Annotated in this window: 17 protein-coding genes; 4 read left to right on the top strand and 13 right to left on the bottom strand. The window is 44.1% G+C overall.

The window, feature by feature from the left end; all coding sequences use genetic code 11:
* Positions 1-3 precede the first annotated feature (3 nt).
* Genes AC58QT_RS19270 through AC58QT_RS19260 form a run of 3 tightly spaced genes read left to right on the top strand, consistent with a single transcriptional unit; the run spans position 4 to position 2,890 of the window.
* On the top strand, positions 4-708 hold the full coding sequence (locus AC58QT_RS19270; protein ID WP_497410424.1) for a molybdenum cofactor biosynthesis protein: 705 nt from the start codon (positions 4-6) through the stop codon (positions 706-708).
* Between the two features lie 21 nt (positions 709-729).
* Positions 730-1,794, top strand: coding sequence for a ThiF family adenylyltransferase (locus AC58QT_RS19265; protein ID WP_497410423.1), 1,065 nt, complete (start codon positions 730-732; stop codon positions 1,792-1,794).
* Between the two features lie 46 nt (positions 1,795-1,840).
* A complete protein-coding gene (locus AC58QT_RS19260; RefSeq protein WP_497410422.1) occupies positions 1,841-2,890 on the top strand; it encodes an HD-GYP domain-containing protein in 1,050 nt (349 codons plus the stop codon).
* Between the two features lie 12 nt (positions 2,891-2,902).
* Here the strand turns inward: AC58QT_RS19260 and AC58QT_RS19255 are convergent, their stop codons facing one another.
* The 6 genes from AC58QT_RS19255 to AC58QT_RS19230 form a co-directional block, all read right to left on the bottom strand.
* On the bottom strand, positions 2,903-3,292 hold the full coding sequence (locus tag AC58QT_RS19255) for a DUF350 domain-containing protein (protein ID WP_497410421.1): 390 nt from the start codon (positions 3,290-3,292) through the stop codon (positions 2,903-2,905).
* Positions 3,289-3,954, bottom strand: a complete 666-nt coding sequence (locus AC58QT_RS19250) for a signal peptide protein (RefSeq protein WP_497410420.1) — start codon at positions 3,952-3,954, stop codon at positions 3,289-3,291. The genes AC58QT_RS19255 and AC58QT_RS19250 overlap by 4 nt, the downstream gene beginning before the upstream one ends.
* Entirely contained in the window at positions 3,951-5,147 is a 1,197-nt protein-coding gene (locus AC58QT_RS19245) for a glutathionylspermidine synthase family protein (protein ID WP_497410419.1), read from the bottom strand. The genes AC58QT_RS19250 and AC58QT_RS19245 overlap by 4 nt, the downstream gene beginning before the upstream one ends.
* Before the next feature lie 4 nt (positions 5,148-5,151).
* Positions 5,152-5,817, bottom strand: a complete 666-nt coding sequence (locus AC58QT_RS19240; protein ID WP_497410418.1) for a hypothetical protein — start codon at positions 5,815-5,817, stop codon at positions 5,152-5,154.
* On the bottom strand, positions 5,814-6,035 hold the full coding sequence (locus AC58QT_RS19235) for a hypothetical protein (protein WP_310500461.1): 222 nt from the start codon (positions 6,033-6,035) through the stop codon (positions 5,814-5,816). Before AC58QT_RS19235 ends, AC58QT_RS19240 begins: the two co-directional genes overlap by 4 nt.
* Before the next feature lie 121 nt (positions 6,036-6,156).
* Positions 6,157-7,278 carry a C40 family peptidase gene (locus AC58QT_RS19230; RefSeq protein ID WP_497410417.1) on the bottom strand — a complete coding sequence of 374 codons (1,122 nt, stop codon included), beginning with the start codon at positions 7,276-7,278 and terminating at the stop codon, positions 6,157-6,159.
* Positions 7,279-7,465: 187 nt separating this feature from the next.
* Here AC58QT_RS19230 and AC58QT_RS19225 point away from each other — a divergent pair, with 187 nt between their 5' ends.
* Complete coding sequence (locus AC58QT_RS19225) at positions 7,466-7,891, top strand: PH domain-containing protein (protein ID WP_310500463.1); 426 nt, start codon at positions 7,466-7,468, stop codon at positions 7,889-7,891.
* A gap of 55 nt (positions 7,892-7,946) precedes the next feature.
* Here the strand turns inward: AC58QT_RS19225 and sufB are convergent, their stop codons facing one another.
* The 7 genes from sufB to AC58QT_RS19190 form a co-directional block, all read right to left on the bottom strand.
* Positions 7,947-9,344, bottom strand: a complete 1,398-nt coding sequence (sufB, locus tag AC58QT_RS19220; protein WP_056624188.1) for a Fe-S cluster assembly protein SufB — start codon at positions 9,342-9,344, stop codon at positions 7,947-7,949.
* Between the two features lie 68 nt (positions 9,345-9,412).
* Positions 9,413-9,847: a Fe-S cluster assembly sulfur transfer protein SufU gene (gene sufU, locus AC58QT_RS19215; RefSeq protein WP_497281477.1), complete on the bottom strand. Its 435-nt coding sequence runs from the start codon at positions 9,845-9,847 to the stop codon at positions 9,413-9,415.
* On the bottom strand, positions 9,834-11,060 hold the full coding sequence (locus AC58QT_RS19210; RefSeq protein ID WP_310500465.1) for a cysteine desulfurase: 1,227 nt from the start codon (positions 11,058-11,060) through the stop codon (positions 9,834-9,836). The genes sufU and AC58QT_RS19210 overlap by 14 nt, the downstream gene beginning before the upstream one ends.
* Positions 11,057-12,352 carry a Fe-S cluster assembly protein SufD gene (gene sufD, locus AC58QT_RS19205; protein WP_497410416.1) on the bottom strand — a complete coding sequence of 432 codons (1,296 nt, stop codon included), beginning with the start codon at positions 12,350-12,352 and terminating at the stop codon, positions 11,057-11,059. The genes AC58QT_RS19210 and sufD overlap by 4 nt, the downstream gene beginning before the upstream one ends.
* 53 nt (positions 12,353-12,405) lie before the next feature.
* Positions 12,406-13,236, bottom strand: a complete 831-nt coding sequence (sufC, locus tag AC58QT_RS19200) for a Fe-S cluster assembly ATPase SufC (protein WP_497410415.1) — start codon at positions 13,234-13,236, stop codon at positions 12,406-12,408.
* 166 nt (positions 13,237-13,402) lie between these two features.
* The gene (locus AC58QT_RS19195) at positions 13,403-13,972 is read right to left on the bottom strand and encodes a DUF1802 family protein (protein WP_497410414.1); all 570 of its coding nucleotides are present in this window, start codon (positions 13,970-13,972) and stop codon (positions 13,403-13,405) included.
* 129 nt (positions 13,973-14,101) lie between these two features.
* Positions 14,102-14,260 (bottom strand): hypothetical protein, encoded by a 159-nt coding sequence (locus AC58QT_RS19190; RefSeq protein WP_497410413.1) that lies wholly within the window; start codon positions 14,258-14,260, stop codon positions 14,102-14,104.
* Between the last annotated feature and the right edge of the window lie 74 nt (positions 14,261-14,334).

The following is a 14,334-nucleotide window of genomic DNA, read 5'->3' as shown; positions in this document are numbered from 1 at the left end:
AAATTGAACCTACACATCCAACTTTTCGCAGGTCTCGCTGACCTGTTCGGGACTTCGGTTTTGACCATTCCCATTGAACAAGACGCCATCACCATCGCACAATTGAAGGATAAAATCATGACTGACTATCCTGCGGCCTCGGCGCAGCTTCCTATATGCTTTTTTGCCAAAAATCAAGCTTACGCCAGCGATCAAGAGACCGTTTCTGCGTCCGATGAGCTCGCTCTCATCCCGCCTGTTTCCGGCGGACAGCCTTCGCTGTATGAAATCACCGACTCAACGATTGATGTTGTATCGGTGACATCCAAGGTGAATCATCCGAATCACGGTGCTTCCCTTGCCTTCATTGGCACAACCCGTGAAATGACGTTTGGACAACGAACTGTCCTTTTGGAGTATGAAGCTTACATTCCGATGGCTTTAAAAACGATGGCGAGCATCGGAGAGGAAATTGATGCCAAGTGGCCAGGTACCCTGTGTGCCATCACACATCGTTTAGGTAAAGTTGCGATTGCAGAGGCAAGTGTCGTGATCGCGGTATCTTCTCCACACCGTGCGGATTGTTATGAAGCAAGCCGCTACGCCATTGAGCGCTTGAAACAAATCGTCCCTATTTGGAAAAAAGAAATATGGGAAGATGGGTCCGAATGGAAAGGGAATCAAACAGGACCTTGGAACCCTCTTCAAATACCGAACGCAGAAAACTGATTTGATCGGAGATGACTTTTCTTGGAACCACATTTACATACAGAATTCGCTTCAGATGTTGACCCGCGTTACTCCAGACAAATTCTCTTCCCCCCTATTGGCATGGAGGGTCAGCGTAAGCTTGGCCAAGGCCGTGTTGCCATTGTTGGTATGGGTGCTCTTGGTACTGTTCTAGCTAATCATATGGTACGTGCAGGTGTTGGCTATGTTCGTATCATTGATCGTGATTTTGTTGACAAGAGCAATCTGCAAAGACAAATGCTATACGATGAAGAAGATGCTTCCGCTACGGTTCCAAAGTCTATTGCCGCAGCCAAGCGTCTGCAGGTAGTGAACTCCGCTGTCGTTATTGATCCGCATGTTTGCGATCTTAACGTTACGAATGCCGAACAATTGCTTCATGATGTCGATGTGATTCTCGATGGTACCGATAATTTTGCCGTTCGTTTCCTGCTCAACGATATCAGCATGAAATTGGGCATTCCATGGATTTATGGCGGTGCCGTCGCCTCCAGAGGTGTCTCACTAACGATAATTCCAGAACAAACGCCATGCTTACGTTGTCTTTTCCCACAAGCACCAGCTGCAGGTACTACAGATACGTGTGACACAGCCGGAGTCATAGGAGGAATTATCCATGTTGTTGCTTCATTTCAAGCCACTGAGGCACTCAAACTGCTAGTTGGAGCTACAGATCAGCTCAATCTCAGCATGCAGCAATGGGACTTATGGTTCAATCAAAATTCAGCAATTCGGGTATCTGGGGCTAAGAAGTCGGATTGTCCCGCTTGTGGGCTGAAGCAATATGAGTACTTAGATGCCCATATCGAAAGCGATACGATTCAATCCTTATGTGGACGCAACTCGGTTCAAATTCATCCAGTTATTCCTAGCACGCAACCATTGGAATATTGGGAGGAGCGCCTGAAACCCCTTGGCCTCGTTGAGAAAAACCGATTTTTGTTGAAGTTTTACGCTTCTGAAGATATCCAAATTATCCTATTCCCTGGCGGTCGTGTTCTCATTCAGGGGACTGAAGATTTAATTCAGGCCAAAAGTCTTTACAGTCGTTATATTGGGATGTAGTATAACAATATACCTACCAGATACTAGGACTTGGAGAGGAGCTTCTATGCGCGTACATGTGCTTCAACTAATCGTTGGTGACAAATTAATTTCCGATTCCTACAATGCAGTAGGTCTACATCTTCTATCGTCTGGGACGATTCTTGATGCTGGAGACATTTCGATGCTCAATCGCCACAGTGTGGATTATGTAGATATAGCTCCAAGAACCAGTGAAATTGAGACCGTCGTCGAGGAAACCCCAACCAGACAAGCGAATACGCTACAGGTTACCTCATTTAATAACGCAAGTCAGGGCATCAAAGAAATATTTGAAACTTTACAAGATGGGGGTTCTCTTCGCAATGATGCTGTAGAATCCGCTTTCAATCCTCTGATCGAGAGCATTCAAGACGAGAAAGATGTGGTTTCTTTACTTCTTTCGTTACATAGTCAAGATGATTATACTCTTCAACATAGCGTCCAAGTTGGTATGTTGTCTTATTATATTGCCAAGTGGATGAATAAATCCGAAAAAGAAGCTTTGATTATTGGAAAAGCAGGGTATTTACATGACGTTGGGAAATGTAGAATTCATCTCGATATTCTGAATAAACCGGGCAAGCTGACGAAGGAAGAGTTCGAGGAAGTTCAGAAGCATACGATTCATGGTTATGATATCATTCGCAAATCGATAAAGGATGAAACGCTCGCTCTCGTTGCCCTACAGCATCATGAGCGTATGGACGGCACTGGTTATCCATTGCGAAAGGTTGGGACGGACATCCATTCTTATTCGCGTATTGTCGCAGTTGCTGATGTCTACAGTGCCATGATATCCAGCAGGGTCTATCAACAGCGACGTGATCTTTTGTTTGTATTGAAAGAGCTACATCGCATGAGCTTTGGTGAACTGGACCCCAAAATCACGCAAGTTTTCATTCGCAACATGATTCCAAACTTTATTGGCAAAAAAGTGTCTTTGAGCGACGGACGTGAAGGAACGATCATCATGACGAACCCTACTGATTTCTTCCGACCGCTCATCAACATTGACAATCAGTTCTTAGATTTATCGCAGCTTGGGGATGTTGAAATTACCAAAATTGCGATCTAAGACTTCCGTCATTTAAATAATTAAACTGCTTACCGAAATCGCAATACCAATATACACAGAAGCAAGCAGGGTACCAACCGCTACGTTACCTTGCTTTAACTGGTCTGATAGCTTCAAGCCTGGGGTTAACCAATCGAAAACCCAATAGGAAGCAATTAAACATACATAACCAACCGCAAACCACAAGCTCATATGCCAAATGGAGGAGTTCGTATAGGCAGCTATGCCCAAAATAATAGCAGTGGCCACGAACTTACCTCCCATGGTAATCCCTACGGCCATATTGCCGTTGTTTACTTCTTCCATATCCCGATAAGGTGTCATTAAACTAAAGATGTACATACCTGCAAACTGTAATAGGACAATGACAAATAAACTAATAATAAGATCCACTGCGATCACTCTGCCCACCCCCGAAATTTAGCCATAGATTGATCAAAATTTGTATAATCATGTACTTCTTCTAGAACAACGCTAACTTCTTTTTTATCTTTAAAAGTTGTATACCGATCTTCTGGAATCGGCTGTTTAACCTTCTGTCCCGTTGGAAGTTCAACCACAGCAAAGTACCTAAATTTGCTATCCAGCTCTGTTTTATAAACCCCAACCAAACTTACATCCGTTTTGATCTCTACTTTCAACTCCGCCAAATCTTTATCTGCCTCTTCTTTTGTTTTAAAAGACTTTAGAGGCTTCCATTGTGACAAAGTAACCTCATTCTTCCCCTGACTATCTGCTTTCATCGATGCTTGCATGAAACTCAACACCCAAATGGTATCCCCAGTTGCGAAATTTTGGTCATTAGAAATCCGTTCATTGTTCGGCAGCAATACCATATCACCATCAATTAGATCACCAACCTTGACTTGCTGGACCTGGTAGTCCCAAGGTACTTCACCATTGTTTGTATTGATTGTTCCATTGCTGGTGTTTGATACTTGATTGCCTGATGTAGATTGGCTAAGAACAGATGGCTTCTTATCAAATGCCGTGCTAATGATCCAGATGATCACAATAATGCCGATAAATCCTACTGCCAATAACATAAATCTTCCTTGTTTCAAGGCGCTTTCACTCCAATCGCCACAAATTGACTTGCATTTCCTGTTATAATCCCGCCAGCCCTACCGAGAAGCCCGCATGGCGTACCATTTAACACAAATAAACCGGTCAATAAATACCCATGGCCATGCTGGAAGGATAGCCGCGGCAAATCAGCCCGTTGTTGATACACACGTTTAAAAAACACACTGGTGTCAAAGCCTACCTCATCCTTGAACTCCAGCTTACCCTGCTCATTATATAGCTCGACAGAGCCGCCTTCGCGACCAAACATCGATTTGGACACATAATGACCTTCAAGAACCGGCTCCATGTACGTGGGCAGCATGTAGGTTTTTATAATTGCGTGCTCCTCTAGGGTAAATAAGTCCGAATGATTTGAATGGAGATCCCAGATAATCGCCTGTAAACCTTTGGATTGCAGAATCACTGCATGCAAGGAATTAAACAAATGTACGAATTGTTCTTCAATCGCATACGACAGCGCTTCTCCGCCATCGTCTACCCCCATCCATTCCTTCGGATATAAGGCAAACATACGCTGAATGATTTGATCCGTACCCACCTTGACGACACCTTCATCAATCCATAGATCCAAACAATCCACACACGTCATCTTTCTTTCGCTGTGTGCGACAAGTGCATCGATCGTGCCGGTGTCTTCTGCATGTTTGCCGTAAGCGATACACGCTGCGTATTCAGGCGCTTCAATTTCCCATGCCGCTCTAACAAGCTCTTTCATCTGCCCATTTGGTGATTCCAAACCATATTGCTCACAGAGCCAAGGAGTCGCAATGGCTGCTTCGACATAGCCTGTAGGTGTATCTGCGTTTAGTTCCAAAAGTTTGATGTTGCCTGCCTGATCAACAGTGAAATCAAATCTGGCATAACGGCTTATAACGCCTTCATCGTTCATCTCAAGTCGATCTAAGCCATCCCATAGTACTTCCGGGATCGATAAGCTTGCATATAGCTCCCTATTCCCGTGAACGAAACGAGCCGCTTTATCAAACACCTTCCACAGCCCTGCTGCTGCGTGTATAAGTTCCTGGTACACTTCGTTCGGCATACTAACAAGTTGATCAATCCAGTAGTTTTCATCTTCCAAATTGGCCCACGTGAACCCTAGTTCAGCTAATTGCTGAACACGTGAATCTCGGTCGGGGGCAGCTGTTCCGATAACTTCAAACACCATGCGATTAACCCCCTGAGCTTGAGCTGGAGGAGGAACTAAAACCACTTGATTTGCCGCCTATGCTGCCCGAAGAGGTTGAAGTCGACTTGGAACCGCTGGATGAAGTGCTACCGCTCGAGTTTGAACTGCCAACAGAAGAACTGGACGTGCCCGATTTGGCTGGCGTTGACGCTTTATTCGTCGTAAAGGTTCCGCTTCCGCTTGAGGTCGTTGGTGTCTTCGTTGTCGAACGATTCGTAAACGAGCTTGGCTGATAGGTTTTATTCACATAAGGTGTATTTGAACGATAATAATATGAGCGGTGCTTACTCCCCCAATTGCTAGATGAATAAGGACTTACCGTATTGAAAATGAGATGATACAGCAATAAATCATCCCAGCCGAAACCACCGCCTGACACTTGATTCACAATAATAGGTGCCGTGCTGCCCCCTGCACTCGGAGTAGGGGATGGTGAGGGTGAAGCTACATTCTTATCCGGTGGGATAGGTAAGCTCCAATCGACCTGCGGATCATAATAAGCTTTGACATCCTCATTTGACCATTCCACTAATTTGGCTGAACCTGCATTCGGACTTGGCGTCTCCGCAGCCTGAGCAGCACCTAGCATCATTTGCCCCAACAGAATCAGACTAAGCGAAGCCGATAGTACTTTAAGCGGTCTCTTCACTCCTTGCTCCCTCCCCCTTCTGAGCTGGCAGCTACGAGAAGCAATTCAAACACGTTGAGATCTAAATTCAATCGCCCCTCAATCATTTCGTATTCCTTCCCACCAACGAGGATAAAGTTAGCCACATTTAAGGCTTGAATCAGCTTATCATCCCATGTACGTTCGCCAAGTCGGAGCAGTTGCCCCTCGAGCAATTTTTCATAAAGTACAATTGTCATCCAGTCATGCCTCCTCCACAAAAAAACTTCATACACAATTAAACGCATAAAGCATTCATTTGTTTCAAAATTAACAAAAATAAAGGCCTATCCATGGGATAGACCTTTATCACTACTTCCATTAATAGGCAATACGTTTTGCTTTTAGAAATGTTTTTTTCCAATACGCTTTATTAATATTCGTAATTTGCACGCCATTTTTAGGCTCTGGAGAAGCATGAAGCATCTTCATATTGCCAATGTAAATGCCTACGTGGCCAACTGTTCTATTGGATTTGAAGCGTCCTGGCACATAAAAGAACATCAAATCCCCTTTACGCAGAGATTTGCGTGAGATCAAGTTGCCTTTAGCACCTTGTTGACGTGCCACGCGTGGCAGCTTGACATTATATTTCCCAAAAATATATTGGGTAAAGGTGGAGCAGTCGAAACGCCCCGTTTTCGGATAGGCACCTGTTCCAAATTTATATTTTACCCCTAAATAGTTTTTCCCTTTATTAATCAGGGCATTGATATCGATATTTTTCAGAACAGGCATGACCTCACCTGGATTACTGGCCGACCAAGCTTGTAACACTTGTAAATCTGCATTCGTTTGATTTGGAATCCATGCGGGATTGGCCTCAGCCTCATCCCCTTTGAATGGATCGGTCGGATCATCACCGAAATTTAGCTCCGGCGAGTTGTCATTCGCGCTAGCAGGATCATCTTCATGCTCAATAATTGCAATAGGTGAAGCGTGAATAACGACCTCATTCGTCTTAACTTCATAAGACATATCATCTTGAAACAGATCAGCTAAATCTGAAACAGGCAAATAAGCTGTGGTCCCTTCTTTCACAACAGGCTGGCTAAGTTGAATATCTGTCCCGTCCTTAACGGCCTTATTCGAGTTCATAATCAATTCGAAATTGGCATCATTATCACCTATAATTAGCCTACCTTGGTTATCTTCCCATTCCGATTGAAAGTTCAGTGTTTTGATAAGGTCTTGCGCAGATACGTAGTTTACGCTCCCGATTTGTTTCATGGGGAGAATCGCATCGTTACTTGCAAGTCCAATAACATTATTACCCGCTTGAGATAAACTCTTCGTAATCGAATTACCTGATCCAGTTACAGATGGACTTTGCGATGGTGATACATTCTGGGGACGCCCAGTATCCTTCCCACAAGCTGCTGTCGAAATCGCCAGCATGACGACCATACTCCCTATGGCTGGTGTCTTTAGCTTACTCCACATGAATTTCTCTCTCCTTCAGGGACACATTTCTTATCCTTTATAGAGTGAGACAAGTGGCAGACAAATATGCAATTCCTTCGTTCAATCTGAGTTGGCTTATGTTGGAAGTGCCTTCCCATTGAAAATGGGATGCACCGTATATTTGTAGAATCTACACATATATTTGTTCAAGGAGGAGTGATGATTAATGGGTATTTTCAGTGGATTACTTGGAAATTTATCAGAAGTTTCGGTTGAGGATCTCACCAAGCAATATGGCGCTTATTTGATGCCGAATGAAGTCATTTCTACAGGCTTTAAGTTAGTACGGGATTCATTCGTAATCACCGATGAGCGCATCATTTTAATTGATCACCAAGGGGTTACAGGCAAGAAGACCAAAGTTTCCACCATCGATCTGGATGCCATTTACGAAGTATCCATGGAATCTGGCGGCACAGGATTCGATGATAGCGAGTTAATCATCCACTACATAACGTCTCCCTATTACAAAGCGAATAACATAACAACTGCTGCATACCGCTTTGAATTCAAGAAAAAATTCAATATCCAATCGTTGTATGTGGCTCTCCAGTCAGCCGCGACACAAAATCGGAAGCGGATTAATGGGTAAATAAAAAGCGTGCCTGAGAATGTTCTCGGGCACGCTTTTTGACTTATAAAGAGGATTAACCAATAGAGCCTTCCATCTCGAACTTGATGAGACGGTTCATTTCTACGGCATATTCCATTGGAAGTTCTTTGGTAAACGGTTCGATGAAGCCCATAACGATCATTTGCGTCGCTTCTGCTTCCGTAAGACCACGGCTCATGAGGTAGAACAATTGATCCTCAGATACCTTGGATACTGTCGCTTCATGCTCTAGCGTAATGTTATCGTTCAAGATTTCATTGTATGGAATTGTATCCGAAGTAGACTCGTTATCCAAGATCAACGTATCGCATTTGATGTTAGCTTTGGAGCCTTGGGAGTTGCGTCCGAAGGAAGCCAAACCACGGTACGTTACTTTACCACCATGCTTGGAAATCGATTTGGATACGATTGTCGACGTTGTATCTGGAGCCAAATGTGTCATTTTCGCGCCCGCATCTTGATGTTGACCTTTGCCTGCAACAGCGATGGAAAGAACCATCCCTTTAGCGCCGCGGCCTTTAAGAACAACTGCTGGGTACTTCATTGTCAGCTTGGAACCGATGTTACCATCAACCCACTCCATCGTAGCTCCTTCTTCTGCAACCGCACGTTTGGTAACGAGGTTGTAGATGTTAGGTGCCCAGTTTTGGATCGTTGTGTAACGAGCACGGGAATTTTTTAGACATACGATCTCAACAACCGCACTATGAAGGGAGTTCGTGCTGTAGATTGGAGCTGTACAGCCCTCAACGTAGTGCACGAAGCTGTCTTCGTCGGTGATGATCAACGTACGCTCGAATTGCCCCATGTTCTCGGAGTTAATACGGAAGTAAGCCTGCAAAGGCACTTCACATTTAACGCCTTTTGGTACGTAGATGAAAGATCCACCGGACCAAACTGCACTGTTTAATGCAGCAAATTTGTTGTCAGCTGGCGGAATGATCGTTCCGAAATATTGTCTGAACAATTCTGGGTATTCACGAAGAGCTGTGTCTGTATCTGTAAAGATAACACCTTGATCTTCGAGCTCTTTTTGCATGCTGTGGTAAACAACCTCTGACTCATACTGAGCAGACACACCAGCAAGGAACTTTTGCTCTGCTTCAGGGATACCAAGCTTGTCGAATGTTTCTTTAATTTCTGTAGGAACTTCTTCCCACGTTTTACCTTGCTTCTCGGATGGACGAACATAGTACTGGATATCATCAAAATCCAGGTCATCCATGTTTCCGCCCCAACGCGGCATCGGCATTTTGAAGAATTGTTCAAGTGATTTCAGACGGAACTCCAACATCCATTCTGGTTCGCCTTTAATTCTTGAGATTTCTTCAACGATTTCACGAGTCAAACCTTTACCGGATTGGAAAATGGATTTGTGCTCGTCTCTAAAACCATATTTGTAATCCTCTAAATCTGGCATTTGTTTAGCCATGGTTGATTCCTCCTTAACGTTCTCTTACTTGCATATACATATAGTTAACCTATTCTATCGCAAATGCGTTAGTTATCGGTCTTATGAGAATGTTCAATCCCTTTGCGTAATGCGTTCCACGCCAGAGTTGCGCATTTAATCCTCGCTGGGAATTTATTAACGCCCGACAGAGCCTCAATGTCTTCATATTCAAAATCTACGGATTCGCCCTTCATGAGGCCTGAGAAATCATCAGCCATCTTCAGTGCTTCTTCGATTGTTTTGCCTTTGACAGCATCCGTCATCATCGATGCAGAGGATAAGCTAATCGAGCAGCCTTCACCTGTGAATTTCGCCATTTTCACGATACCCTCTTCAACTTGCATCTGTAGTGAGATTTTATCACCACAGGTTGGGTTGTTAAGATCAATCGTAACGGACTCGCCGGACTCAAATTTTCCACGGTTGCGAGGAGTTTTATAGTGATCCATAATTACTCTACGGTATAAATCATCCAATTGCATCGCCGAAGTACTCCTTTGTTTTCAGTAAAGCCGTCACAAGACGGTCTACATCATCTTCCGTATTATATAGATAAAAGCTAGCACGAGCGGTGCTGCTTTGTTCTAACCATCTCATAAGCGGTTGGCAGCAGTGGTGACCAGCACGGACAGCAATGCCCATGGAATCTAAAACGGTTGCCACGTCATGCGGATGAACATCTCCAAGATTGAAAGTTACAAGACCTGCACGATTCGTTGTAGGTCCGTAAACAGCTAAATCAGGAATCTGCATCATACGATCCAAAGCATAATTCGTCAGTTGAACATCATGTTTATATATATTATCCATCCCAACCTCAGTTAAGAAGTCGATCGCTGCGCCAAGACCTACTGCTCCTGCAATCATAGGCGTTCCGCCTTCAAATTTCCACGGAAGTTCCTTCCAAGTCGACTCGTAAAGATCAACATGATCGATCATTTCGCCGCCAAACTCTACAGGTTCCATGTTATTTAGCAAAGACTTCTTCCCATACAATGCCCCGATTCCGGTTGGACCACACATCTTATGCCCGGACAAGGCATAAAAGTCACAATCCAAATCTTGCACATCTACCTTCATATGCGGCGTGCTTTGTGCACCATCGACCATGATTTTAGCGCCATGCTTGTGGGCAATAGCTGCAATTTCTTTGATCGGGTTGATTACGCCTAACACATTGGATACATATACAATCGACACGATCTTCGTACGATCGGTAATGGTATTCTCAACATCTGCTAAGGAGATTGATCCATCAGCCTGCAACGGGATATATTTTAAAGTAGCCCCTGATTTCTTAGCTGCTTGCTGCCAAGGGATCAGATTACTGTGATGCTCCATCGGTGTAAGGACGATTTCATCGCCCTCACGTAGCACTGACTCAGCAAAACTAGCTGCCACGATATTAATTGCAGTTGTCGTGCCTCTAGTAAAAATAATTTCTTGTTCGCTGGCTGCGCCGATGAACTTAGCCACTTTGGCTCTAGCTCCTTCGTACGCATCCGTTGCTCGGGAACCAAGGGTATGAACCCCGCGATGAACGTTCGCATTATCCCACTCGTAGTAATGCTTCAGTGCCTCAATCACCTGAATAGGCTTCTGGGAAGTAGCAGCACTATCCAAGTAAACCAGAGGATGACCGTTCACTTCTTGCTTCAGAATGGGAAAAAGTTCACGTATCTCGGCAGGTATCATTGTCCTAGCTTCCTCTCCACTAAGCTTTGCAGCTGTTCTTCAACGCTCTTAACAGGAATTTCGGAAACGACTGGCGCCAAGAATCCGTAAATGATTAAGCGTTGAGCTTCTTCCTTCGTAATACCACGGGACATGAGGTAGTGAACTTGTTCTGCATTCACTTGCCCAACGCTCGCAGCATGACCTGCTTTAACATCATCTTCGTCAATTAGAAGAATCGGATTCGCGTCTCCACGAGCTTTCGGGCTTAGCATCAAGACTTTCTCTGTCTGTTGGCCATTACAGCCTTGCGCGCCTTTTTCGATCTTCGTAATTCCATTGATGATAGCTGTAGAACCATCACGCATAACTGCACGCGTAATCATATCGCTTGTCGACGCTTTGCCCCAATGTACAGCGCGTGTCGTCAGATTAAGTTTTTGTTCTTGTGTACCAACACAGATCACTTTGGCATCGGAGTCAGAACCTTTACCTTTGAGAATAGATGTCGTATCAGACATCGAATTCCCATAGTTCAATTCACCAACTACCCAGCCAATACGGGAATCATCTTCAAGGACCGCACGACGATACGTAAGATCTGTTACGGATGCTTCCAAGCTGTGGATGGAGGAATAACTTACGCGTGAACCTGGTTTTGCAAATACTTCAACAATCCCGTTTTGCACAAGAGCTGCACCGCCAACGGAGGATACGAAGTTATCTACATACGTCACGGAGCTGAATTGTTCAGCTACAATCAGAACATGCGGAGCAAATGTAGCTTCTGCATCATCTGCTACAAACAACGCTTGAAGTGGGATGTCTACAACTACGTTCTTCGGAACATAGATGAAGATACCGCCATTCCACAAAGCTGCATGCAACGCTGTAAGCTGATTCTCATTCGCTTGAACAGCTTTCATGAAATAAGGCTTTACAAGGTCAGCATGCTCACGAACCGCTGTTTCTAAATCTGTGAAAATAACACCTTGCTTTTTCAATTCTTCGGACACTTGATTGTACACGATACCGGAGTTGCGTTGTACGATCAGGTTCTCGGAATTCGTCAAGCCTTTGGTCACTTCAGGCAACGCATCAAGTGAATTCAAAGCGGCTTGCTCTTTATAGGAACCGTAAGCAGAAATGCTCCAACGGTCGATTCTTGTTTTTTCTAGTATAGGTAATTCCAACGAATTCGCTAATGCTACGCCTTCAGCACGAAGGGCTGTCATCCACTCCGGCTCTTGCTTGCTGCGGGAGAGCTCAGTAACAGCATTAGTATCGATGGAAAGTGTTGTTTTAGTGCTCATGATTTCCTCCATTTATAAGTATCTTTGACCCGAAGATCAAAGTTTCTCATCTCCTAGTACTTCGGTCCAGTCGTGTTCATTGGAACTTTGAATTCTTCTTCATCTTGACCCACTGTTTCGTCAACGATGCCCAGCTCTTCTTTAATCCAGTCGTAGCCTTCTGCTTCCAAACGCTCAGCAAGCTCAGGACCACCGGATTTCACGATACGACCTTGCATCATAACATGTACAAAATCAGGTTTCACGTAGTTCAACAAACGTTGGTAATGCGTAATGATCAAGAATCCACGCTCTTCACTGCGCATTGCATTAACACCTTCAGCTACGATACGCAAAGCATCGATATCTAGACCGGAGTCAATTTCATCAAGGATCACGAATTTAGGCTCAAGCAAAAGCATTTGAAGAATCTCATTACGCTTTTTCTCACCGCCGGAGAAACCTTCATTCAAGTAACGGTGCATGAACTCAGGGTTCATTTCCAGTTGCTTCATTTTTGCTTCCATTTGACGAATGAATTTGATCAAGGAAATCTCGTTACCTTCACCGCGGCGAACGTTCATAGCACTGCGCAAGAAGTCAGCATTCGTTACGCCAGTGATTTCGCTTGGGTACTGCATTGCCAAGAACAAACCAGCGCGTGCTCTTTCGTCAACCGCCATCTCAAGAACATCTTCGCCATCCAAAGTGACAGAACCCTCTGTTACTTCATATTTGGGGTGACCCATTAACGCGGATGCCAATGTACTTTTACCCGTACCGTTCGGCCCCATGATCGCGTGAATTTCGCCGCCTTTGATTTCTAGGCTAAGACCTTTCAAAATTTCCTTTCCTTCGATGGTCGCCTTCAGACCGTCTATTGTAAATGTTGATGAATTTGCCATTTTCTTTAAGCCTCCATAATGTTTGAGTGTACTTGATAGATGACAATCTTGTGTAGTGATTATCACTGATTCTCATTAGAATAATTCTATTATAACTTACTGTAACAAATCAAGAAAGGGCAATCCCTTGAAAAAGGCGAGCGTTTTGTGAATTACTACGTAAATTTTACGCCAAAGTACGTTTAATTTCAGCAACTTGTGCGAAAAATTGTTCGTCATTTAACACGGGTGTCATCTCAGAATCGTCTGGAACCGAAACGCCAAGCTGTATCCATGACTTGCATCCAATGTAGGCCTGTTCGATCTCAATTTGAAGCGGCTGTTGAAGCGTATAGACCCGTAATATCATTATATGCAGGGGGTTTTTACGTTTCCACTTCAAACGCTCTTCCGTAAAATTTTCCGTCCAAATGTGAAAAGGATACAGCAGATTCAGCTTTTCCTGATCGCTCACTTCGATATCTTCAACCACGCGGGCAAAAGAAGTGATCGTCACGTGAGTATCTTGCACATTCCAATTCACTAAAGTTTCATCGATAATTCCCTGAAACTCTTCTTTCAACAATGCTTTCCTCTGGTGTTCGTAGGTTGGATACAGAAAAAAATCATTCGATTCCACCTGGAAATCTCTCGTCTCTTCAACAATACCTCCCTTGCGCATAATAAAAATTTGCGAGCCAGCTTCTAACGCTTTGACCGCAGACGCCCATTCCTTTAACGCCTTCCCCTGTCCCATAACGCCCACTCCTCGTTCTCCTCATTAATCCATCTATTATAAATAAACTTTGTATGCAAAACAAATGGATTTGACATTTTACAGGAAAAATAAAAAGGAACAGCCCAAAATTCAGGCCATTCCTTCTCCTTATTTCGCTGAATCCTTATCATACGTAGGCTGCATTCGGGAAAACTGTTCTTGATTATGTTTCATTGGATGGGGATCTTGGGTGCGATCAGGCGTATCTGCTTGATAGGCAAGAAGCAATAAAAGAATGCAGGCTGCCACGGCAAATATGAATTTCATCCATTCCACATCCTTTGACCCTGATTAGTCTCTAGATTAACTGACTTACATTAGGTGAATATTCGAAGGTAATG

It is taken from the genome of Paenibacillus sp. J31R109 (assembly GCF_059692055.1).
The sequence above is the reverse complement of the archived record's forward strand: the minus strand, read 5'-3'. Positions and strand labels throughout refer to the sequence as shown.